This window comes from Paraburkholderia sp. BR14320, assembly GCF_040948665.1.
In the GTDB taxonomy this organism is placed as follows: Bacteria; Pseudomonadota; Gammaproteobacteria; order Burkholderiales; family Burkholderiaceae; genus Paraburkholderia; species Paraburkholderia youngii.
In genome coordinates, this window is the sequence record NZ_JBFPKG010000056.1 from 1 (window position 1) to 22,531 (window position 22,531).

Genomic DNA, 22,531 nt, shown 5'->3' on the forward strand with positions numbered 1-22,531 from the left:
TGGCGTGTGGCCGACAAGCTGCATACGCCGACCAGTCCGCCAGATCCCTCGACCTGACCAGCCGCTCCATTCACCATCATGCCTCACGCGCACGCGGATGGACCAACGGCCCAGCTGAGCCGCTTACAAAGTTCCTAACACGCTCTAGTTCGAAAAACATGAGAACAACGGGCCGCCAGCGGAGCATCCTTTCCTGCGATGTGGGGGCGGCTGTTCTGCTCGTATCAGTAGCAATCCAGTTGGCCGGATGCAATTGAGACGATGCGGCACTGCCGCTTACTGACAAGGAGGCGAGTCAACCATTCGCATCCGGCCAGTCGACACCGCCCGGTACCGTTACCCCATCGACCGCACCATCGCGGCCACCCCCGACGCCGACGACGGAAGTGGGCGCAAAGTAGACGCGCTCGGGTGGCCACGCGTGGGTAGTGCGAACTGGGCACCCGACAGCTACAGATCATGCCGTCGTTGACGCTCGGGCCGTCATGCCCCGGATAAAGCGATGCGCGCGCCATTGAAGCAAAGCGTGATGCAGACGCTTGGACACCGATCAGGACGGCAAGACCGACTCAATGCCTGCGCGTCGTGCAACCTGCCGAAGTGGCGGAGGGACTCAGGACGGCGACAGTCGTGCGGGGGTCGGTTTATTACTCAGATCCGCCCCCGTTACTATCTTCCCGCCTCAATAATTGACACTTTGGCCAGCCAGACCCGGCATGATTCTCGCCCCCAGTCGCAGTCATGATCCGGGCGGTGTTGTCACCGGGCTTGGTGGGTGGTTGGTGATTGCTAAAAGGGGATCGGCTGGGATATTCCAAGGCCTTCCGTAACGTGGATGCCGAGACTTGCCACCGTTGTTAGAGGTGGCGCCGCTTGTTCGGGCAGGGTCCCGAGATTTTTAAGTGGAACCACCGGGGCGTTCATGCTGCCGATTTGATCGCAGACAGTGTCGCGAAGTATGCCTCATCCGGCGTGCGGTCTTCCAGACTCGAATGAGGTCGTCTCTGGTTGTACAGATTGATGTAATCGCCGATTGAGCGCCGGGCGTGGCTGACCGACTCATATGCCTTCAGATACACCTCCTCATACTTGACGCTTCGCCACACTCGTTCGACGAACACGTTGTCGCGCCAGGCTCCCTTGCCGCCCATGGATAGTTTGATGCCGCGATCCAGAACCGCGCCGGTGAAAGCGGTCGCCGTGAACTGACTGCCCTGGTCGGTGTTGACGATTTCAGGCTGGCCGTATTTCGCGAATGCCTCTTCAAGCGCCTCGACCGCATGGATCGCTTCCAGCGTGATCGCCACGCGATGTGCCAATACCTTTCGGCTGGCCCAGTCCACCACAGCCGTCAGATACACGAAGCCCCGCGCCATCGGGATGTAGCTGGTATCGAGTGCCCACACCTGATTGGCGCGGTTGATCTTCATTCCCTGCAGCAGATACGGCCAGATCTTGTGCTGCTTGTGGCCGCGGCTCGTGTTCGGCCTGCAGTACAGCGCTTCGACACCCATGCGTTTCATCAGCGTGCCCACATGCCGTCGGCCCACCTTGATGCCTTCGCGGCGCAGCAGACGTACCAGCATGCGCGCTCCCGCGAACGGGAACTCAAGATGCAGCTCGTCGATCCGGCGCATCAGTTTCAGTTCCGTCTCGTTGACCGGTTGAGGCTGGTAGTAGACGCTTGATCGGGCGATCCCCACAAGTCGCGCCTGTTGCGCAATCGGTAGCGCGTGTGCACGGTCGATCATCGCTTTCCGCTCAGCAACCCCGCCTTGCCGAGCGCTCCGCTTAAAAAATCGTTCTCCAGCGTCAACTGGCCAATCTTCGCGTGGAGCACCGTGACGTCCACTGGTGGCTCACCTGTCGTCGACTTGCCCGTCTCGAACACTTCCGACACGCGCTCCTGCAGTTGCTTCTTCCAGTCCGTAATCTGGTTCGGATGAACATCGTACTGCTGCGCCAGCTCTGCCAGCGTCTTGTCGCCCTTTAGGGCTGCCAGCGCTATCTTTGCCTTGAATGCCGGGCTATGCGACCGGCGGCTTCTTTTTGCCATCTTTGGGTTCCTTTTGCTGGTCCCTATGACCAGCTCAGGCCCCGACCGTTCCACTTACCGACCTTGTCCGAAATTCCGGCGCCACCTCTACATGCCCAGCAACCTGGAACTTTGACGGGCATGTTCACTTCAGACTGTATTCGCTTCCTTCGGCATCACCCACTTATCATTCGAGGTACTGAAGTGCGGTATCATATGCCGCTTTCAACCGTGCTCCTTCTGGAATCACTCCGTCCTTCAGGTATCGCCATAGTGCAATCACCAGGCGTCGTGCGACCGCAACGATTGCGATTCGTCGTGCGCGGCGATTGGGACCGGTGCCTGCTGTTCGCTGCGAGAACCAATGCGTCAGGACGCTCTCCGGCTGGTAACGGTTCCAAGACCATGCCATCTCGATCAACAGTGCCCGCACTCGCCGGTTACCCTGCTTGCTAATGCTCTGGTCGACCTGGCTCTCACCACTGTCATAAGGCTGCGGGGCGAGACCCACGCACGCACCGACCTGCCGGCGATTGCTGAACTGCCGCCAGAAGAGTTCCAATGCCAGTCGCGCGCCGTCAATCGCCCCTATGCCGCTCAGGCGCGTGAGGCGATCGATTCGCGCGCGCGCGGATTCGGGCAGACTCTCGAGCCGTGCGTTCTCCAGTGCGGCCAGTTGGCGCGCGACGACCTCGAGTCGTTCGCCTTCGCGCAGCAGCCGTTGCTGCAGTTCCAGCGGGAGTGCCGTACCATCGTGGCATAGTACGTCACCGCGTGCCAGACGTTCGGCGAACTTCCGGCTGTCGACTTCGCCCCAGCAGTCGAGCGTGACCAGCAGCTTGCGCATGCGATCCCGGTGTTGCAGGACTTCCCTTAGAAGTTGCCGACGGTCGCCTATCAGGTGGGGCGACGCCTCATCCTGCACCGACGGCACACGGATCGCGCGCATGCGTTCGCGTTCACCGCGCAGCTAGGCTCGCAGGCTGATGATCAGCCTGATTGCATCCAGCCGGTCCGTCTTGGCACGCCTCGTAGCTCACGACGATCCGTAGTTCGGTTGGCAACCCCCATTTCTGCCGGCGGTGTTCAATTAGGGACAGCACCGCCTGCAGGCATGCGGCCTGTGGCGGCGTCACCGTATGCACGGCCGGCTGATCGCGGTGGCCATCATGTAGCGCAACTTTCCACTTGGCCATAGCCAGTTCGAGCGACACCGCCAGTACAACTTCCTCGGCGCATGGGTTGGATCCCTGTTGTGTGTGCATGATGCTCTCCTTTGAGCACGCGTTGACAAGCTGATTTTACGGATCGGCTCGCCCACGTTCCTGCTACGTAGGATCTAACACCCTCTAGCTGACAGGACACTTCGTCACGGAGCCTTACGATAGAGCTGCACGAGACCTTTGAACAGCTCGTCGAGATATTCGATGTCGCCTTGGGCCCGACCTTCATGAGTTTGGCCCATTCCGATGCTGCAGCCTGATAGTTGAATGGACTGGGATTCGATGAGCTTGTGAAAAGTTGCAATTGCGTGTTCACGGACGCCAAGTTCGTTTAATGGCATTTAAATACCCGTTCTGGTGTAGTTGAGGAAATGGCAAACTATCATGAAAATTGCGGCGAGTCGATGCGACGGCTTGACGCCGACGAAAAGGGTGTGAATCGAACTCACCCACCTTGGCGGCGCTCTAACCCGAGCGGGTCCTAGACGGATGCTGCGGACCCCGTCAGCATCGGCGCGGGTTATTCCGTATTTGAAATCTGATTTCGGTTTTAGTTGATGTGCCATTAGCGTACATCAAACATAGGCCAATTTAACGAAAACAAAAATGATTTTCAATGCTTTCTGGTGAACCTGTAATTCCTTAATATGCGCGATGATACAATTCAAACTCCATCATAAAGATTGGGGGACGACAATGCGCATTGAGGTTTTCTGCATCAGCAAGACCAATAAGGAGAGTAGGCACGAGGCCATTTCGCATATCGGCGGAAAGAATGCCGACGGGAGTAGGTGGAAGATCAGCCAGAAAGACGCTATTAACGGGATTGAAACGGGTAAGTGGAACTTCTATGTTGGCGGAAATGGCCAGCATGCTGATGTGCTCGGCTGGCAAACCCCGCAAGGCCAGAAATTCCTCAGGACCGGGTGCGACGAAACCACTGCGGACGATCTTCTCAGCCTGCCCGAGTGCCCAATAAATGCCTCTCCTTGTTTCTGATTGCGGGAGTTTCCGGTATCGGTCAGCGCCGCGCGTCTAGTCTGCGGCGCTAAACACCGCGGACGTGCGACACAAGGCCCCGAACGTTCCCGCCAAGGATCGTGCGGTCGGGGCCTTTCTCTTAACGAAGCGGCTTCACGCGCTCCGGTTTCCTGCGGTAAATCCTTTCCGTTACCTTCCCGTCTGCATGGGCCAGAAGTGCGTTTGCGTGCTCGAGCGTCTCTGCATCGGTGGCGCATTTCGCCCGCAAGTCGTGTTCGGTGAAGTGCTCGTTAACCTTCGTCTCTTCACGAGCGCGCTCCATGAAGTTGCGCCACATCGTTTCCCATCCGCCGGCGCGGCCATTGTCGTTGAAATTGAAATAGCATTCGCCGCTTCGATTGCAGAACAGCCACGGGGCGATCGACACCGGCCGCACTTTCTTTGCGAGCGCGACTGCTTCCCGTAGCTCGGCGGTCCACTCATAAATCAGCCGCTTGCCCGTCGTGTGTTCGGTCTTGCCGGGCGTAACGTGAATGCCCTCCTACTGCAGATCGGACATCGTCAGGCGCAGCAGATCGCCCCGGCGCAGTCCCGTCAGCAGCTTGATCCGCATGTATGTCTGGGTCGCGAACACGCTGCCAGTCTTGCGGCGCGACTCTAGTGACAGGCATTCGACGATCTTCCAGTCCTCGATATAGCGCGTGCGCGGCTTCTGACCTTCGAGTCGGACTTCTCGCTTGAACAGATGTCGGTCGAGATAGCCCCACTCGACGGCCTTCGTATCGGCATGTGAAAGGACTTCTATCTCGCGCTTCGCCGCGGTCTTCGCCGAGCACTTGTCGATGCACTGGTAGACATGGCGCGGTTTCAGCGACGGCAGCGGCAAGGCGCCGAGCACGGCGCGCAGCCTCTTCATCGCAACAGCGTTGTGCGCCTGTGATGTGACCTCCTTCTTCGGCACGACTTCGAGCGCATACCGGTCGAGTAGATCGCCGATCGTCTTTGCGTCGTCGAGCGTCTCCAGCCGGGCTGGCCCATGCCTTGTATGCTTCCGGAAGAGTCTTGCCCAGGCGAAACTGCTTCTTCCCATCCCATGCAGCCTCGAACCCTTCGGGAACGCGGTAGTTTTAGGCCCCGTGAATCTGACGCCAGCGGGCTGGGAGGCGCTTGTTCTCTTTGTTTCTGGCCTTCGGCATTAGAAACCTTAACAAAATGAATAAAGGGGCTGTTTACTCTCGATGAATCCTGTTAACTTTTCATTGTTTCGACGACGAATAGGACATGGCTAAACCCATACTCATTTTGTTAACGCCTCTTAGAAGGTGTTATGCACTTTTGTTAAGGGCTGCAAAGTGGACGAGCATAAGGACGGAGAACACGACGAAATGCAGACCAGCCAAGGTTTCGGGCAATCGCTCGTAGTCTCTGGCCAGTCGCCGGAAGCGGTTGAGCCAGCCGAAACTGCGCTCCACCACCCAACGACGCGGCAACAGTACAAAGCCTTTTTTTGCCTCCGGCAACCTGACTACGTGAAGCTCGATGCCTTCATCGCGCGCGGCCTGTGCAGGCTCTTCGCCGGTGTAGCCCTGGTCAGCGAACGCGATTCTCACGGTGTGCCCCGTGACCTGCTGGACCTGCCTCGCCAGTTCTCCGACCTGTGCACGCTCCTGTTCGTTGGCCGGCGTCACATGCACCGCAAGCAGTTGTCCCAATGTATCCACCGCCATGTGCACCTTGCTGCCTTTCTTGCGCTTGTACCCGTCGTAATCCGCGCGTGGACCGCTCTCGCACGTCGACTGCAGCGTGCGGCCATCCAGGATGACTGCACTGGGCTGCCCCCGGCGATCCTGCGCCACCCGGATAATCGAACGCAGATCATTGACCATGGCCTCGAAACAGCTTGCCTGAATCCAGCGCTGCGTCTGCTCGTAGACCGCCTCCCACGGCGGGAAGTCATTGGGCAGCAGACGCCACGGTGCGCCCGCGCGGACAATCCAGCGCAAGGCGTTGAACATCTCGCGCAATTCGTAGCGACGCTGAGGCGCCTCCTGGTTCATCAATGTCAGGTACGGAGCGGCAAAGTACCACTCTTCATCCGATACATCCGTTGGGTAAGGTCTGCGCTCTTTCATTCCGCCAGGGTACCAGGTCTGGCCGAAAGTTCATAACACCTTCTAGGCTGCGCTCCGATCGGGCATAGCTTCCGGCGGCGCGCTGCTTTCGCCGGCGCCGAGTTGCTGTTCAACGTGGCGCCGCGAGAAGACGAGACGACCGTCGGCGCACCTTGTGCTCGATCCCCATCGCGCGGAGCGCTGCCTCTTGAGATGCGCGCTTGCTGCGGCCGGTCAGTTCGACCAGCTCGGCGGCGGAAAGAAACATAGACCCGATCATCAGATCCTCCAGTGTTTACGCGTGGTTTCGATCATTCGTTGAGCTGCTTCAGTCATACTTTCTTTTTTCGCTATCGGGAAGCTTCGAAATGACAACGGGTGAGTGGGTAATCGCGTCGCGACTTTTGCGGGGCCGATTTTTGCCGTGCAAGCGCAAAAGTCGATCGAACTCAGTAAAGACTGGGCGGCGACAATTAGCTTGTCCGCCGGCCACGCTGCTTGACGCTCTCTAAAAGACTCTGAAAACAGAAAGCAAGCGCTCTTCCGAACGCTTATGGCGACGTGCGGCGCGCGGCTTTCTCGGGAGCATGTTGGCGCCCTGAATATGATCGACCTTACTTAGAGCGGCTAACACAACCTGGACATCAAGCCATAGGTTTCGTATCCTGGGCGCATGTCGAGAAGAAAAATCAGCAACGAACTGTGGGCGGCGCTGGAACTGTCGATTCCGGCATTTACGCCGTCACGGGAGCAGCGCGGAATCACGGCCCGTATTGCCCGTCGCGGCGTGGAAAGCAAGGAGCGGCTCGGGCAGCATCGCTGGGTGGTCGAACGCACGCATGCATGGTTTGCCGGTTTCGGCAAACTGCGCATTCGTTTCGAACGGCGTCTCGACATTCATAGTGCTTTGCTTTCCCGGGCTGCTGCCGTTATCTGCTCGCGCTTCGAGAGGGTAGCCGCGTTCCCTCTCAGAAACGCGGCCCCTGAAGAACCGTACGTGCGAGTTTCCCCGCATACGGCTCGCGCACGGCGTTAAGCATCGTGCTGATGCCGGCTGCGTCTGTGCATACGCAACATTCGCTAGCGTCGCATCGTCGATTCGTCCCGAAACCGGGACAAGGGCGCTGAGCCGTAGACCAACCGGCCTCTCACAAGCTTCCCTTCGGCGAACCCCAGATGCGGACTCACGACAGCCGCACCACACGCACGTCAGCACCCTTTCAGGTCAAGGCAAATCTTGAACCCCTATATTGCCCGTTACAGGCAACCCTTCGCTTCTTGCGCGTTCTCACTCCCGCTTTCCCAACAGTATTCCTCGCGGTTTACCTGCCGCCGTTTCCCTGACGCGAAACGAAGGCGGGAAATCGGGGTTCCCGCGTTTCCATCTCCACCGACCCGAGCACTTCTGGGCCTGTCCGGTTAGCACCTGCCTCTTCCCCGATGGCGTTTTGACGACGTGCGTGCGCCCACATCAAAAAGGCGCAACCAGCCATATACCTTTTGGTCAGAGTCAACAGCAGCTTGGGCTCTTTCACAATAACGAGGATTCTGTCAGCAGTTCACGTACGTTGTGCATGCGGAACTTGCCTGGCCCCCACACCGCACGGCTGCGGGCAGTGTCGATTCCTTCCCGGTTGCCCGGGTGAACCGCCTTAACGGAGGTTACGTTGTCCCCGGAGCTTCGCACCCGACCGTTACCAATCGCGCGCGTCCGGGTAGGCAACTGCTGGTCGTACAGCAGGTCACGGCTTCAAATTCCCATATTCAGGTACTTGAATGTGACAAGGCAGAAAAGAGCTTTGCCATCTACTCCATTGCCGATTTACGTCCGGCGGACGGCGACACGCGTCGCACTTGATGACTTGTGTTAGCGGCTCTTACTATGGGCCGGTCCGTCTTGGACGGAATCAGCGTAGCAAGGCTGAACAGGCCGTTTTGGACGCAGGGAAGGAATATCTCGACCATCTTTTGACCGGAGAGCCGACGCAAGAGGCCGCTAAATCTGCTTCCTACGGGAGCAGGGAAGAGCTTTTTATCAACCTCCTCGTGGTTCTCGCTCGAGGGCGTCTCGTACAATGGCACATTGCCGATGATGATCGCGGCGACCGACGTGCCGAACCTTGACGCGACCGTGCCGGTGCAGGGTATTAGCAACGGCTACGACCATTTCCTTACAACGGCGTCGATGAGGTATTGATCCGGTTGGGTCCGTACATGGACCAGCAAGAGGCGGCCGCCCGCAGGGCGATCTGCGAACTGGCGCGATTCAAGGCGGTGGCTGACTCTGATGACGTCACTTACACCTACAACGACTTCTGGTAGGCGGGCAATGGCTGTCGCTCGTCGACTAGATCGAAGCGGCCAAGCTGATCACGCAGGCTGGTAGGGCCAATACGGATGCTGCAGGCGTGAACGATGAGACAATCGCCACATTCGGACAGAACCTGCCGGGCAATCGGTACAAACTGATACGCTTCACACCATGCTCTTCGCAATGCGGTTTTTGTTAAGGCCATGTCACTCATCCCTAGCTGGCCGGTTGACGACCATCGTCAACCGGATAACGCCCCGTTCGCGCCGGCCTCATCGCAAGGGCTTCCACACCACTACGGACGGCTCCCCCGCGTCGCGGCATCGGAGTTTTTCGTCATGGAGTTTGTCCCTTGTTTTTCCAGCCATCAGGTCCGTAAGTCGGACCGGTTCGCAACTAACGATAACCCTTACTTGAACAGCAGCGCTTCGATATCAGATAGACTGAGCCGAAACCTGAAGCATAGGACATCGCGCAACTGATGACCGCCGCTGGGAAGCGATGACCGTGGGTCACGGCGATCTCGCATCCTAAGCACGCGATCGTACTCGGTCAATTCAGCAATGTCACAGTGCCTCTCTGACTGCTCAGAGCCCAACTGATAGATTAGGTTCCATTCTCATTCTCCTTCGCGAATACGGGTGGATACTTCTGCGATTGTCATTTCACCGATGTGACGCGAAAGCGAATGAAAGAACATTTCATCAAAGAGCTCTTCCAATTCCTTGAAAGCTCTTGCTGGACTCTCCTCAACGAAAGCGTAGGCTTCTTCGTGAGCAAGGTCGAGAAGTTTATGAATCTGTCTTTTACGCATCCTGAACAGCGTATCAACTAAAAACAAAGGTGCACACTGATTAAATGGCTGCACTTCTGCGCTCTAACACATGCGAGCATTGCCACCAGCCGCTTCGCTGGCAGTTTGACCACCCCGTTTCTTCGGTACGCATATGAGCAATTTCTGTATGGTTTGCAACGCAATTCACCGCCGAAGCGACGCAGCAGCGTGGCCTCGCGATTCAGCGTCAAGCCTTATTGTCGCATGCGCGACCTTGCAAAGGTTGCAGACGGGCAAGCGTGTCTAACCGGCTCGCGCTGCGCGACAGGCACACCTCGGGGTCAAGTCCACTTGTTCTCTTGTCCCGATTTGCGAATCCACTCCGTACCTGCACTACAGCAGTAGGCGAGGAGGAATACATGGTTTCCGGTGTCGGTCCTGACGATTGAGCGGATATCCGCGTTGAGCTTCGCCATCGCCGCAGACACGTAGTCGGGGGCCGGCAGCTTGTCGGTATTGAAGTCGTGGACAACCACGGCAACGGCGTTGTTGTCCTTCGTCATTGGATGAGCGAGAACTCGATCTTCTTCCGCGAACCTTTGTTCCCGCGTCGCTACTGCACCAACCCGTCCGCTGCAGTATCCGTGAGTACCTGACATCACATGAATCGTATTACCATCACCGCTCAGCCCCGCAGCGATAGTGTTGAGAGCGGCCGCGACGTCGTTCACGCCACACAGATCATAGAATCCCCAAATTTGCACGGCATCGGGAGTACCGCTGGTAATGTTTACAAGTGTTGCCACGATGTTCTCCAATGTTTCGAAAAGGGCCCATTTGATGATCAACCAACAATGACGGCTAAAGTGAGATGTCACTGCTCCGCCATTCCGCGCACAGCGACTACGCACGAGCCGCGAAAGGAAGCAGCCAGTTCAAGAAGCTTGCTCTGCGCGACTTAACGTTTTCCAGTAGTCAAAAGAGTAACCGAATTCATAGTGATTCGTGAGTGGCGGCGGGACGCTTGAAGCGGAGGACGACGGGCGACGGCACCCAAAAACGGGTTCGCCCCCACCGCAATCTTTAGAAGTTAGGCCGACGATACATATAGTCCCGCGCCCGACCGACGGCCATTCTCCGAAAGGCTGTCAAACGCGAAGTCACCTTGACGAGCATGTGCCTCATATCAACGAGTTTTGCTGCTTTGCCCGTTTCGTACCTGTGCCGTTGATCAGTACAGCAACAATCATGCTCAACACCGCTTAAAAGTAACGCCCCCCTGACCCTCCGTCAAAAGTTGCGCAGCAGTAAATCCCGGAAGGATTTTGCGAGACTGACAGACCGCCGCGTACTGAGCAGGCGACCAGCGGCGCTTTACAGCTAGCACTGCGACCAGCCCCATCCACACACGACCCTCTTGATTTTAGGCATGGACTCCCTATCGGTAGCAGATGGCCATCGAACCCGCGGTTCGTAGCACTGCTGCCACGATAACGACACTAACGTCATGGGTGCCGCCGCCCACCTCAACGCTGAACGCGCTCGAACTCTGCCACGTTTTAGCTAGAGTTCCGAAGACTAGCAGACTATAGAACAAATTGGCATTCAACATTTCTTATACTACTAGCCGCAAGTTCTTATCGACCGCTTTCAACGAGGCATAACCTTCGCGTGCGAGCCGATATCGGAATCCGATACAGATGGGGCCACGCAAACCGTGACAGAGCGCCACATTCCTGCGGCGATTCGTTGGGACAACGGCTGACAATCGTCCAACCGCGCATGCTCGATGACATTGCCAGACGGATGAGACGCTTGTGCGCCGTGAGCGTACCACTGACGAGCCATGGAGGCCTGGAGTGCAACAAAGCCGCCCGGGTGGAATAGCCAGAATCAGATCTAATCTATGACGTCGAGGCCGGGTTGCAGCTGTGCAAAGAATCGGAGCAGCGACTATCAACAAGTAGCAGTAGCTAGATTTTTGGCGACCGCGCGGACCACCACTTGACTGTTTGATTTGCGCGGCGCGCAAACCAGCCAAAGAGTTCTATCGCATCCGAAGTGATTCAGAATTCAATCGGGGCTGCGTTGTATCGCCCTTCCAGACATCACAACATCGCAGCGCTTGGCGTTTCCTTGGTAGCACAGGCAAGCTATTGACAATGCTTTCAAGATCAGGCCAGATGCCGATCGGCGCGACACCTGATATTCATCTAGCTTGAAAATGCGGCGCAGCACCGGCACATCAATTCACCTTGCACCTAACGCTACGTCAGGCTTTAGCGTTGACGTACGTACCGGAGACGCAATGCAGTTAAAGATCGGTGAACTGGCAAAAAGAGCGGGGCTGAGCGTTCGTGCTTTACATCACTACGACGCGATCGGCTTGCTGTCTCCGTCGCAACGCACTGAGGGGGGAGCACGCCTGTACGGGCGTGGCGACCTGATCCGGCTGCATCGTATCGAGGCACTGAAACGGTTCGGTTATTCGCTTCCCGATATCAAAGCCAGCCTTGACGACCAACCGGCCAGTGCCCCGATAAATATTCTTCATCGGCAGATCGCCGAACTGGACGCGCAGGCTTCGCGGGCGCAGCGTCTCAGTCGCCACCTGAGACGCCTCGCCAAGATGCTGGCCGCCGGCAGCGAAACGCCCGCGATTGATTGGCTCAACACCTTGGAGTTGATGAGTATGTATCAAAAGCACTTGAACGAAGACGAACTCGACACGCTGTTTGCAACGGGCCCGGACGCGCTTGCGCCGATGGATCCAATATGGGACGAGCTCATCGTTGAGGTTCATAGCGCCATGCGGGAAGGTCTGTCTAGTGAAAGCAGTGTTGCCCAAGAGTTGGCTTGGCGCTGGGTTCGGCTCATGACCCGCATGACGAACAACGACCCGGCGCTCGCTTACAAGTTGATGAAGATTCAAACCGCGGAGCCACGCGCACAGCAGATTGTCGGCATTACGGCGGAGATGCTGGTTTGGATAGACGAATCGTTTGCGCACGCGCGCTGCACACTTCTCGCCAAACACTTGAACCCGGCGCAAATGGACGAAGTTCGACGCCGCCAGCTTAACGAAAAGAACAGGCGCGAATGGCCAACGTTGGCGCTTGAGTTGCGGGCACACATGCAGGCCGGCGTCGCGGCCGACGCTGCGCCGGTACAGGCTCTCGTCGAGCGCTGGCAACAGCTTTTCCGTGAAAGCTTCTGTGGCGATGACGTGGTCTTGGAAGTGCATGTTCGAGACGCCTTGAACCAAGAGCCGGGCCTGCAACTTGGGGTGGGGCTCGACGAGGCATTGTTGGCCTATCTGCATAAGGCACACATCGTTGGGCACGATGTGACGCCAACCGACGCCGGGCCCAAGCCTAGCGCCTTGATCGTGGCTAGGCAACGGGCGGCGCACCAACTACTGGATCGCCCGCTGGTGCTTGATGATCCGCTCGCATTGGCCGTGCTAGGCAAAGCCGAGGCACAGGACCTACGCAATGGCCTCGATCGGTTCCGCCACCCAATGTCGATGTGTAGGCGCAGCGCGCTGGTCGTACGCAGTAGGCTAGCGGACGACATTTGGACCGAGGCCGCCGAGCGGGGGGTGCGACAATACGTCGTGCTTGGGGCAGGGCTCGACACCACCGCCTACCGGCAGCACGACACGCCCGGGAGCATCTTCGAGGTTGACCTGCCGGCCACGCAGGAATGGAAACGAGCGCACCTGAATGAGGCGGGCATCCGCTTGCCGCAATCGTTGCGGTTCGTACCGGTCGACTTCGAGCGCATCAGCCTTGCCGAGGGCTTGACGCGTGCCGGATTCGATCCACTCGCACCGGCCTTCTTCAGCTGGCTCGGAGTAACCATGTACCTCGACGAGGCTGCGGTCGTTGATACTTTGCGGTTCATCGCGCGCTGCGCCAGAGGCAGCGCCGTGCTCCTGGAATACGCATTGCCAGTGTCCAGCTTGCCGCCGATGATGCGTGTCTTCGTCGAACAGTTGATGGCGCAATTCGCCGAGGGCGGCGAGCCGTGGAAAAGCGCGTTCGATCCGGCTGAGTTGGCTCAAATGCTGGTTACACTGGGCTTCAGCAGTTCCCACACTTGGACTATAGACCAGTTGAACCACAGGTACTTTGCGAACCGCTCAGACGGACTGCAAATCGGAACAACACCGTCACGTCTAACTCTAGCCACGGTCTAATCGTCAGACTATGCCTCGCAATTACTTGTTTATCCGCCCCAGTCCGCGCAATGGTCAGCGCTACAAGCGGCAAGGGCATCCCACAATCGCAAGGCTATACGAGTAGCAATGCGCCAGCGCAGCGATGCCACCGAGCCAAGTACGGGTCACCGCGTGCGCCGGGGAGCCGAGCAGGAAATCCTCGGGTGCGAGATGCACCGAGGATTCTAGGTTGTTTGCAGCCTCGGTACAGTCGTGTGCGACGAGAAACCCGGAGGCGATGACGCATAGGAAGACATGATGACATCCACGCTTAACACCTTGATCCGCGCTGAACGCAATCAGCTGGCAATCGTTAAAGTATCTCCTAGCATTTGTAGCTCACCGTCACGGCGAATATGCCAAGGCCCCGCATGGCCACGTATCGTCGGTAGCCAGACCATCAATCTGGTCCGAAGCAATCCGCGAAGTCGCCACACTCCGCGCAGTTTGAAGACTTGCAGACAAGCAACGCCTCACGCTCGCACAGTTGCTTGTAGAGGAATTTCTTCCACTTCATACCGTGAACGTTTTTTTGCGCCAGCCGCGGAAACCAATAGCCCAACAGCACCGGCAATTCGCTACGCGAGCGAAGGCGCAGCTCCTGCCACAGGTGTTTGTGCCCCGCACAGGCGCAGGCGAGCGCATGCGAAACGCAATGGATTTCAATCGTTGTGCCTGCGAGCGGATCAGCATGTGCCTTCAACAGGTTTGCGAGGTCTCCGACCTCGTCGTCGCACGATCGCTGGCGCCACGCCGCAGGCGAGGCGGCCAGTTGCAAGAAAAGGGCGCTGTCGACGCCGGGAAACCAATGCGCGAGCAGCCAGTGGGTTTCATCCAGATTCAACCCGCGGATGGGCAGTGTGTGCACGCCGGCTTGGCCGAACGCCGCCGAGAGTACCCCAGCGAGGGCAAGAACCGTGGAATCGTTGCTGTCCACAGCGTGACGCATCAACGTCGTGTAGAAGTCCATCACCGTCCTTTGTGGCTCAGACCATGGCCACCGCGTGCGTGTAGCACTTTTTTGGGCATATCCTCGCGCATGCCGTGCAACCGATACACAACTCCCGGCGCGCAATAGTCATAACCTTCTTTTCGTACTCGTCGTCGTCATCCTCGCCTACCGGGGTACGCTCGCCCCCCTCGTCTACACCGACGAGCTGCAGGACCCCACGAGAACACGACCGGAAGCATCGTCCGCAGCCGATACACTTCTCATCATCAAGGGCGGAGACAAAGGTAGGCGTCCACATCTCCCCGCTAGGTAGCTTTACGCAAAAAATCTCGCTCATCTCCGGCTCCCAGGCGCTTCGTCGAGAGCCGCTGCCGCGGCCTTGCGCGCGTCCATCAGCGCGGCGTGAGCCTCGTGACAGAGCTGCGCAACCGTCAATATCTCTTCCCACCTAGTCGGAAGATCCTCCGAAAGGTCGTGGAGATCCATCTTGGCCTGAATGGCCCGTGTATTGAGTGTCTTCAGGCGCACCTTCAGTTCATTCGGGTCACTCATGCCCCCTCCCGTGGTAAAAGGACGCGCCTCAGTTGTCGCTGTCCGCAAAGTGGCGGTCTTGTCAACAGTGGCTTTAGCCATGAGATACCTCGTCATCCTCGGCCAAGTCGAATGAGCGCACATTTCTGGTTAGCGCCTTGCGCAACCACGGCGGTGGCGTACCTTTCAGGACATCCCTAAGCTTGATAAGGATGTCCTCAATTGGCTCCAGTTGTGGCACCTTGACTGGATGCACCTTCAGCGCTACGACGCGCGCCGCTCCTGAACCACCGATTGCGGCAACGTACAGGATCGCGCAACCGCGGATCGCGTCCAGCTTCGGTGCAAGCTTATCTTCGTCGCCGTCCTCCTCTAACTTGCCGCCAAAATCGAAGGCTTCCACGAACGCGTACCCCTCCGCCGTCACATCGAAGATAACAATGCTTTTCGCCCAGCCAAAGTGCGCGTCGACATGCAGTTTGTCCTGCGTGGCAAATGCGATTTTCATGCAATGGTTCCCTCATGATTTGCATGCAATGGTCGCGACGACCGGAATTCCTTACTCCGCGTTAGCGACTGGCGCAGCGAGGTCGAGCGACGACTGCGGCAGAGCCCAGTCGGCCGAGCGGTGGTGCGTAACTCGATCGATTAATAGATTCGCGAGTTCGAAGACGAGGTTCATCGTTCCGCGATAGCCGACCTGGCATCGATGGGCATTGCCGACCCGGTCGAATACGGGGAAGCCTATGCGCAACAGAGGCTTGCCGAGACGCGCGGCCATCTGCCGGCCGTGCGAATGCGTAATAAGCAGGTCGCAATCCCCCGCGCCTCGTTCCATGTCCTCAAGGTCACCGAGCACGACCTCGCTCGTCGGCAGTAGCGCATGCGACGCCGATGTAGTCGTGCTGACGCAGACTGGCAACTCGGCGCCGATTTCGTGCAACAGCGAACCGATTGCAAGCAGCAAATCCGGTTCTGCGCCCAAGGCCACCTTGATGCCACCTATGTAAAAATGGCAGTCGAGCATTGCATCCAGCAGTTGGCTGCGCTGCCTCTGGTATTTGATCGGGACCTCCCGGTCTGACAATCGCGCAAGGCGATGCAAGAGTCGGTCGTTCGGTTCGAGCCCTGTGAGCCGCTCAAAAATTTCGAATGGGATGCCTGCGATCGTCTCCAGTGCCTGCGCACCGTCGCGCGTTTGCTCGCCCACGCCGAAGGTGAATGTCGACGCACCTGCGGCGCGTATCTGGTCGAGAGAAGTCCCGCCCAGCGTGGTCCCGCGCCAGTCGGGAGCAATGTGGCCATCGAGCGAACCGGAGACGTCTGGCAATATGATCGGAACTAACCCGAATGCCTCAATGATCTCTCGCAACTCGTCGATATCGCTGGGTGACAGATGACTGCCGGGCAGCACGTTGACCTGTCGCTGCACGGTTGGCAGCGGCTTGACAAGCGCCTTCACGATTGCAACGATGGCGCGCCTGTAGCCGTCCTCGAATGCGCCAATGTAGTCTGGCGTCGATACGTACACGAGTTCGGTATTGCTCAACTCTGGCTTGCGTTTGCGCACCATCGCGAGATGACCGGCGACATCTTCCCCGTTGGCCTCAGTCAGCCCTGTCGAGCAAAGCACGATGATTTTCGGCGCCGCGCGCTTGCAGATGTTTAGTAGCGCCGTTTCGACGTTTTCAAATCCGCCCAGAATGGTAGTGACCTCATTCATTGCAGTGGTCTGCAACGGGATGGCCTCCTTGAAATGGCGCACCAACAGGACGAGGCCGAACGACGTGCAGCCCTGCGAACCGTGCATCACCGGCATGCACGCATCGAGTCCCATGGCGGCATAACTCGCGCCAAGCGGCTGGCTCATTTTTAGCGGGTTGACCGTACAGGCTTTCCCTAGTTCGACGACGTTTGCCATTGTGTCTGCACTCCGCTATGTTCAGGCCGCGACGCTGGGTCGAAGGCCCTTCGGGCAATCCCGCGCGCTTGCACGCGGCGACTGTTCTGTCATGCGCTCCGTGAACTCCATTCGCTCGCCACAGAGCCCTTCGCCTTTGTCGTCCCACGGAGCTGGAATGCGCACCTGCTCCCAGACCGGGTTGCTGATTGCGCGGTCAATCTCGTGCACCAGCTCGACGATTCCCTCATACCCGGCATATGGATGATGGCGTTCTTGATTGACATCAAGCCAAGGCACCCGCGCCTTTAGCGCGACAAACTGCGAGCGCCCGCCGGACAGCATGATGTCGGCCTGCGACTCGCGGAGCATGCCGTACATTTCGCTTGCCGTCATATTGTCGACTATGCGCGCGTCATCGCCCATGATCTCCTTGATCCTTTCCTTGTCTTTCTCGGTGCTTTTCTTCACACTGGTGCCAACGATCTCGAGCCCCACCTCTTGCAACGCCGCAACAAGCGACCAGGATTTCACACCGCCTGTAATCAGCAGCACGCGCTTTCCATCGAGGCGCGCCCGGTATGGCGCAATGCGCGCCCACGCGCGCTCCTCTTCTGCTTCAATCAAGCGATCGGCGCGTTTGATCAGATCGTCGGGCGCACCCCTTTGCACCAGCAGCTTGGCGACTTGGCGCAACGCATCGCTCACATCGCCGATTCCGTAGAAAGAGCCCTCGAAATAGGGAATGTCGTATTTCAGCTGCATCTTTGTGGCAATGTTAATCATCGACTTTGAGCACACCACCATATTTACCTTCGCGCGGTGAGCGCTCGCGATGTCACTGTAGCGAGCATCACCAGAGATGCAAGCCAAGATACGGATACCAAGCGCGTCGAAGAGCGGCTTCGTCTGCCACAACTCCCCCGAGAGGTTGTATTCGCCGATGATATTGATGTCGAACGGCGTTGTGTGAGCGGGCTCACGCGAGCCGATTACATGATCGAAAATCGCCTCCCCACCGAGTTTATTGCCGAAGTTTTTCGACCCGGCGAAACCGGGCGCGTTGACCGGTATCACAGGTTTGCCGAATTTCTTTGACGCTTGCTTACACACTGCCTCTATATTGTCACCGATCAGCGCGGTGACGCACGTCTGATAGACAAACACGGCAGGGGGATCATATTTTTGGATAATCTCGCGAATACTTCTGAACAGCCGTCTCTCGCCGCCATAGATTACATCGATCTCACTTAGATCAGTCGTGAACGCGGTCCGATAGAGCATCGACCCGGAGGATGCCGCGGGACGGTTATCCCACGAGTTGCCCTCGCACGCAATCGGCCCGTGCACAAGGTGCGCTACGTCAACCACGGGCTGAAGTGCAATCCGAGCTCCATCGAATGCACAACCGCCAGCAGTCGCTCCTGGCGGAAGTTGCTTGGCGCAGCCTTGTCTGCGCTCCGTCTCACTTTTCGCCCTATTCTTCGCGCAACCGGGTTCGTCGAAAATATCTGCAGTCCTAGCCTTGAACCACATTGGAGAATCCTGACAATATGAGGTCCACAACTAATTGCAAGTTCCGTACCACGGCTCGAACCCGCATGCATCCGCAGCGTGGGGGATCGGGCACTGTACTAACAGCGTCAACTTAAACCAGTGCTTTGTCGGAGTTGAACGGATTGCGACACAACATACTTATCGACCTTCTTTCAGACCATGCGCGTGCTGTGTTCCACGCGCGCTTCGCTTTGCATACCGAGCAGACGAAATATCGGAGCCGTCCAGGGCGTGACCTCAAGCTTCGCTTTCTTAGAAGCGGCGTAGTTTGATTCCGTGCTTGCGCAGTGCATAGCCGATCTGCCGCGCCGTAATGCCGAGCAGGCGTGCCGCCTTTGCCTGCACCCAACCGCAGCGCTCCATGGCCCAGAGCAACCGCTCACGCTCGTCCTCAGGGATGTGCTCACCAGAGTGCATGCCGAGACCGCGGGCATCGCGCTCCGGGGCGCCGAATTTCGCGGGAACGTTCAGCGCGTTACTAACTGTAACGTCCGACGAGCGTGCCGGACGTACTGCGTCTTCTCGCTCCACATGATGCAACACCTTCGTGAGGCACCGGTCGATCTCGCAGAGAAACGAAGAACGACCAATCGTGTCATGATGCGCCATTGTCGCAGTCCGCTCAATGCAGTTTTCGAGCTCGCGCACATTTCCGGGCCAGTAACAACTTGACAGCACGCGCAACGCTTCCTCGTTGAAATGCAGAGCGCGACCGTTCTCACGATTAAAGCGGTTAAGGAAGTATTGCGCCATCTCGGGGATGTCTTCCCGGCGCTCGCGCAGCGGCGGCAACACGATGCTCACCACGTTAATGCGGTAGTAAAGATCCGCTCGGAATTCGCCCTCTCTCACCATTTGTTCCAGACTGCGATTAGTTGCTACGATGAGCCTCACGTCAACTCTCACGGGCGTTGTCCCTCCTACCCGCTCGAACTCCCGCTCCTGCAGAACGCGCAGGAGTTTCGCTTGGAACGACGGCGATATATCACCTATCTCGTCGAGGAAAAGTGTTCCGCCGTGCGCCAATTCGAAGCGCCCCTTTCGCTGAGTTTGCGCGCCCGTGAACGCCCCCTTCTCGTGGCCAAACAGCTCGCTTTCCAGCAGTGTTTCCGTGAGCGCCGCACAATTCACCGAGACGAATGGCTGGTCCTTGCGCGGGGACAAACGATAGATTGCACGCGCGATCAACTCCTTGCCGGTGCCGCTCTCGCCGCGCAAGAGCACCGTCGTTCTCGCAGGTGCGACCTGACGGACCTGCGCGAATACGTGCTGCATCGACGCAGATCGGCCGATTGCCCAATCGACTTGATATATAGGAGGGGCCGCGTTCCGTCGGCGACTAATCTCCTCCTGCACGCTTTTGCGGTTCGGATTCGCCTCACGCTCAAGGAGAAGTGCCCTGCCCATTGGCGCAGCAACAACTTCCAAAAGTTGGAGATCGTCTGCGAAAACACGCTTCCCGTCCGGATTCTCACAAAGTGCTACGAGCACCCCGAGCGGCCGTCCTTCGTGCCGGATCGGTGTCCCAAGTAGAGCGACACGCTCGGCATTGGAAACACGAACAGCCCCCGTGCGGTCGTCGAACATTGGGTCACCATCCAACTCAGACACAACCACGGCGGACTCGCTTTCCTGTATCTGCCCTACGATCCCTTCACCGGAGGGAAAACGCATACCTTCTCGCCAGCCGTCTGACAGTCCCGTGCTACACAGGCCGCCAAGCTTTCCATCCGGCTGCTCGACGGCGATGAACGCGGACCGCCAGCCTCTCGCACGCGACAGAAACCACAGCGACCTCTTCAACGCGTGCTCTGCATTACGGGATGAGGCCAGCGCTTTTAGCACTTCGGCCACTACATCGAAATCGGGAGGGCTCTCGTTGATAAGAGAATGCGACATAGATTCGGGCTCCAGCGACAACTCGTCAACGCAGTGACGGAGACGGCTCGGCACAACGGCAGAGCCATAGTCGCGTTGGTGGCAGCCGAATTCGGGATGCCGCTGTGCTCAGGCATCGCCAAACTCGACAAAAATGACAAAATCGCAGCAATGGCGTCGGGAAGCTGCAAACAGAGGCAACGGGGCCCCTCCGTTCGCGGCTAGCATACTAACCAAAAAAGACGTAGGTTTCACGACAAATTCGGGTCAACGGCAACCCGCACAGTCAGTCGAGGTTCCTAGTCTCGGTCGAACGCTGCCAGCGTTGAAGGAAGGCAGAAGCGGCTTCGTTATATGAAATCCAAATCGTAAGTGCCATAGGCCTCAAATGGCAGTTCAGGTTTCATTGCACCACGCAGACGCAACTCCGCGCGAGTCCTTCCAAAATGCTGTGAGAGCTGTTCAGCAGCTTGCTCGAGTGCATCCGCCCAGTTGTTCGTCGTTTCTTTTTTAGCGCGCGATCCAATGCAACGTTACACGCCTGCAACCGGTCGACACCTATGTCATTCCGCATCGAGGCCCGATGTTTCTCGATGACATAAGTCAAACGCCACTCAGTGGGCTCCTGAATTCCCAAAGCAACGCTGCCTGCCCGCGTCAGCGTCGGGGCTGCTCATCGAAAATACCCGGCAGCAACCGTTTTGACGCGCCGAAATATCATCTCTTCGACGCGACCACTGCGCGACGTCACCTAAACCTGACCACGCGTTGGCATCGCCGGCTGCTCTGCCGTGAACATTCCGTGCTCTGCCGAGCTCAGCTGCAGCGAGCGAAAGAGGAACCGTTGAAGTGCGGTAGCTGCGGATGTTCGGTCGTTCCAGTTCTCTTGAGTGAACAGACCGAATTCCGCCACTGGCGGCATCGGCAACCCGACAGCTTGCGGATCGATCGCGTGCATGGTGTCGCGGCGCACGTGCCAGTCGAGCAGCACTGCAATACCGAGTCCTGCCTCAACGGCCGACTGCACCGCCGACAGACTTGTGCTCGTACACGCAACACGCCACGCGATGCCGGCGTCGAGTAACGTCGCGAAAAAAATCTCTTGCCACCGGCATGCGCCGCCGAATGCAACAATCGGAAGCGGGCCCTCGCCAAGGTCCGTGTTCCGGGTACGTGCGGCCGCCCAGCGAAGCGGATGCCGCCATGTAACTATCGGCTCCGAGTGAATCAGCGCAGGGTCGCCGATCGCGAAATCTAGTGTGTTGCTTGCGAGCCGCTGCGATAACGCCGGGCTCGCATCGACAACAATCTCCAGCGCTACGTCCGGATAGAGAGCCGAGAACTGCCGCAATGCATGGCGAAGGTGGCTCATTGCGATGTCTTCCGGAATGCCGACCCTCACCGTGCCAGAAACGTCGCCCTCAGTCAGGGCGGAGCGAGCCGCGAGGCCAATGTCGAGGAGCTTGTGCGCATATGGCAGTAGCACGTTGCCCGCGGTGGTCGGCTTTACGCCGCGCGGTGAACGTTCGAGCAAGCGTTGGCCAACCTCATCTTCGAGCCGCCGAAGGGCCATGCTGACAGCAGCCTGTGTCCGATGGAGAGCCATCGCAGCATTGCTCACGCTGCCGGCTTCTACAACCGTCACGAACGTACGCAGCAGCGTGCTGTCGAGATCGCGAATCATCAATTTCCCTCATGCAGACATAAAGATTATCAGCTTATACCACGCATACCCCTGCGGTTAATATCCTACCGTCACGAGTCAGGGAACATGGATGCGAAAAAAGTTGCACGAGAAACACGCCGAATACGCATTGCGGGGAATACCCGAGTCGCTGGCGCAGCCGGCCCTTCGAGCTTCGCCGTGTACCTGATCGAACAGCCGCCACCGAACTGGCCAATGCTCCTTCCAGTGAAGGAGCAATACTGCAGAAAAGCACAGCTTGACGTTGTGGCCTCCAGTCATCTCGTGCCCACCTCATGGCGCTCCTCGATGAGGAGTTCTCGGCACGCCGGGCTATCTGAGCCCGGATACGTCCACTTAACTGCAATTAG

At 58.1% G+C, this 22,531-nt stretch carries 19 protein-coding genes and 3 pseudogenes; 5 read left to right on the forward strand and 17 right to left on the reverse strand.

Annotated features, from left to right (window positions below; all coding sequences use genetic code 11):
- Nucleotides 1-920: 920 nt before the first annotated feature.
- From AB3X89_RS32960 to AB3X89_RS32970, 3 genes and pseudogenes are all read right to left on the reverse strand, one after another.
- A protein-coding gene (locus AB3X89_RS32960) for an IS3 family transposase (RefSeq protein ID WP_368587001.1) occupies nucleotides 921-2,056 on the reverse strand; the annotation gives its coding sequence in 2 pieces (ribosomal slippage) (nucleotides 921-1,801 and nucleotides 1,801-2,056; 1,137 coding nt in all).
- A 166-nt stretch (nucleotides 2,057-2,222) separates the two neighbouring features.
- Nucleotides 2,223-3,300, reverse strand: a pseudogene (locus tag AB3X89_RS32965) (IS110 family transposase).
- A gap of 600 nt (nucleotides 3,301-3,900) precedes the next feature.
- On the reverse strand, nucleotides 3,901-4,131 hold the full coding sequence (locus AB3X89_RS32970) for a hypothetical protein (protein ID WP_368587032.1): 231 nt from the start codon (nucleotides 4,129-4,131) through the stop codon (nucleotides 3,901-3,903).
- Here AB3X89_RS32970 and AB3X89_RS32975 point away from each other — a divergent pair.
- Nucleotides 4,021-4,257 (forward strand): DUF3892 domain-containing protein, encoded by a 237-nt coding sequence (locus AB3X89_RS32975; RefSeq protein ID WP_368587029.1) that lies wholly within the window; start codon nucleotides 4,021-4,023, stop codon nucleotides 4,255-4,257. The genes AB3X89_RS32970 and AB3X89_RS32975 overlap by 111 nt on opposite strands.
- A 121-nt stretch (nucleotides 4,258-4,378) precedes the next feature.
- Here the strand turns inward: AB3X89_RS32975 and AB3X89_RS32980 are convergent, their stop codons facing one another.
- From AB3X89_RS32980 to AB3X89_RS32995, 4 genes are all read right to left on the reverse strand, one after another.
- Nucleotides 4,379-4,666: a hypothetical protein gene (locus AB3X89_RS32980; protein ID WP_368587002.1), complete on the reverse strand. Its 288-nt coding sequence runs from the start codon at nucleotides 4,664-4,666 to the stop codon at nucleotides 4,379-4,381.
- A 114-nt stretch (nucleotides 4,667-4,780) separates the two neighbouring features.
- On the reverse strand, nucleotides 4,781-5,329 hold the full coding sequence (locus AB3X89_RS32985; RefSeq protein ID WP_368587003.1) for a hypothetical protein: 549 nt from the start codon (nucleotides 5,327-5,329) through the stop codon (nucleotides 4,781-4,783).
- A gap of 235 nt (nucleotides 5,330-5,564) precedes the next feature.
- The gene (locus tag AB3X89_RS32990; RefSeq protein ID WP_368587004.1) at nucleotides 5,565-6,371 is read right to left on the reverse strand and encodes an IS5 family transposase; all 807 of its coding nucleotides are present in this window, start codon (nucleotides 6,369-6,371) and stop codon (nucleotides 5,565-5,567) included.
- Between the two features lie 109 nt (nucleotides 6,372-6,480).
- Nucleotides 6,481-6,630 carry a DUF4224 domain-containing protein gene (locus AB3X89_RS32995; RefSeq protein ID WP_368587005.1) on the reverse strand — a complete coding sequence of 50 codons (150 nt, stop codon included), beginning with the start codon at nucleotides 6,628-6,630 and terminating at the stop codon, nucleotides 6,481-6,483.
- 243 nt (nucleotides 6,631-6,873) lie between these two features.
- Here AB3X89_RS32995 and AB3X89_RS33000 point away from each other — a divergent pair.
- From AB3X89_RS33000 to AB3X89_RS33010, 3 genes and pseudogenes are all read left to right on the forward strand, one after another.
- Nucleotides 6,874-6,972: pseudogene (locus AB3X89_RS33000) on the forward strand (DUF6680 family protein); the annotation flags it as partial.
- Nucleotides 6,973-7,104: 132 nt separating this feature from the next.
- A pseudogene (locus tag AB3X89_RS33005) lies at nucleotides 7,105-7,287 on the forward strand (transposase); the annotation flags it as partial.
- Nucleotides 7,288-8,352: 1,065 nt separating this feature from the next.
- On the forward strand, nucleotides 8,353-8,547 hold the full coding sequence (locus AB3X89_RS33010; protein WP_368587030.1) for a CocE/NonD family hydrolase: 195 nt from the start codon (nucleotides 8,353-8,355) through the stop codon (nucleotides 8,545-8,547).
- A gap of 733 nt (nucleotides 8,548-9,280) precedes the next feature.
- On the opposite strand, the gene AB3X89_RS33015 is transcribed toward AB3X89_RS33010, so the two are convergent.
- Both AB3X89_RS33015 and AB3X89_RS33020 read right to left on the reverse strand, forming a co-directional pair.
- The gene (locus tag AB3X89_RS33015) at nucleotides 9,281-9,529 is read right to left on the reverse strand and encodes a hypothetical protein (protein ID WP_368587006.1); all 249 of its coding nucleotides are present in this window, start codon (nucleotides 9,527-9,529) and stop codon (nucleotides 9,281-9,283) included.
- Between the two features lie 248 nt (nucleotides 9,530-9,777).
- Nucleotides 9,778-10,242, reverse strand: coding sequence for a hypothetical protein (locus AB3X89_RS33020; protein WP_368587007.1), 465 nt, complete (start codon nucleotides 10,240-10,242; stop codon nucleotides 9,778-9,780).
- 1,502 nt (nucleotides 10,243-11,744) lie between these two features.
- Here AB3X89_RS33020 and AB3X89_RS33025 point away from each other — a divergent pair.
- On the forward strand, nucleotides 11,745-13,637 hold the full coding sequence (locus AB3X89_RS33025) for an SAM-dependent methyltransferase (RefSeq protein WP_368587008.1): 1,893 nt from the start codon (nucleotides 11,745-11,747) through the stop codon (nucleotides 13,635-13,637).
- 421 nt (nucleotides 13,638-14,058) lie between these two features.
- Here the strand turns inward: AB3X89_RS33025 and AB3X89_RS33030 are convergent, their stop codons facing one another.
- The 8 genes from AB3X89_RS33030 to AB3X89_RS33065 all read right to left on the reverse strand — a co-directional run bounded on the left by AB3X89_RS33030 (nucleotide 14,059) and on the right by AB3X89_RS33065 (nucleotide 22,160).
- The gene (locus tag AB3X89_RS33030; RefSeq protein WP_018435008.1) at nucleotides 14,059-14,628 is read right to left on the reverse strand and encodes a nitrogen fixation protein NifQ; all 570 of its coding nucleotides are present in this window, start codon (nucleotides 14,626-14,628) and stop codon (nucleotides 14,059-14,061) included.
- Between the two features lie 16 nt (nucleotides 14,629-14,644).
- Nucleotides 14,645-14,947, reverse strand: coding sequence for a ferredoxin III, nif-specific (fdxB, locus tag AB3X89_RS33035; RefSeq protein ID WP_368587009.1), 303 nt, complete (start codon nucleotides 14,945-14,947; stop codon nucleotides 14,645-14,647).
- Nucleotides 14,944-15,162, reverse strand: a complete 219-nt coding sequence (locus tag AB3X89_RS33040) for a CCE_0567 family metalloprotein (protein WP_026228605.1) — start codon at nucleotides 15,160-15,162, stop codon at nucleotides 14,944-14,946. Before AB3X89_RS33040 ends, fdxB begins: the two co-directional genes overlap by 4 nt.
- A gap of 73 nt (nucleotides 15,163-15,235) precedes the next feature.
- Complete coding sequence (gene nifX, locus AB3X89_RS33045; RefSeq protein WP_018435005.1) at nucleotides 15,236-15,649, reverse strand: nitrogen fixation protein NifX; 414 nt, start codon at nucleotides 15,647-15,649, stop codon at nucleotides 15,236-15,238.
- Nucleotides 15,650-15,700: 51 nt separating this feature from the next.
- Nucleotides 15,701-17,062, reverse strand: coding sequence for a nitrogenase iron-molybdenum cofactor biosynthesis protein NifN (gene nifN, locus AB3X89_RS33050; RefSeq protein WP_368587010.1), 1,362 nt, complete (start codon nucleotides 17,060-17,062; stop codon nucleotides 15,701-15,703).
- A 21-nt stretch (nucleotides 17,063-17,083) separates the two neighbouring features.
- Nucleotides 17,084-18,577: a nitrogenase iron-molybdenum cofactor biosynthesis protein NifE gene (nifE, locus tag AB3X89_RS33055; RefSeq protein WP_368587011.1), complete on the reverse strand. Its 1,494-nt coding sequence runs from the start codon at nucleotides 18,575-18,577 to the stop codon at nucleotides 17,084-17,086.
- A 273-nt stretch (nucleotides 18,578-18,850) separates the two neighbouring features.
- The gene (nifA, locus tag AB3X89_RS33060) at nucleotides 18,851-20,497 is read right to left on the reverse strand and encodes a nif-specific transcriptional activator NifA (protein WP_368587012.1); all 1,647 of its coding nucleotides are present in this window, start codon (nucleotides 20,495-20,497) and stop codon (nucleotides 18,851-18,853) included.
- Between the two features lie 730 nt (nucleotides 20,498-21,227).
- Nucleotides 21,228-22,160: a LysR family transcriptional regulator gene (locus tag AB3X89_RS33065; RefSeq protein WP_018435001.1), complete on the reverse strand. Its 933-nt coding sequence runs from the start codon at nucleotides 22,158-22,160 to the stop codon at nucleotides 21,228-21,230.
- Between the last annotated feature and the right edge of the window lie 371 nt (nucleotides 22,161-22,531).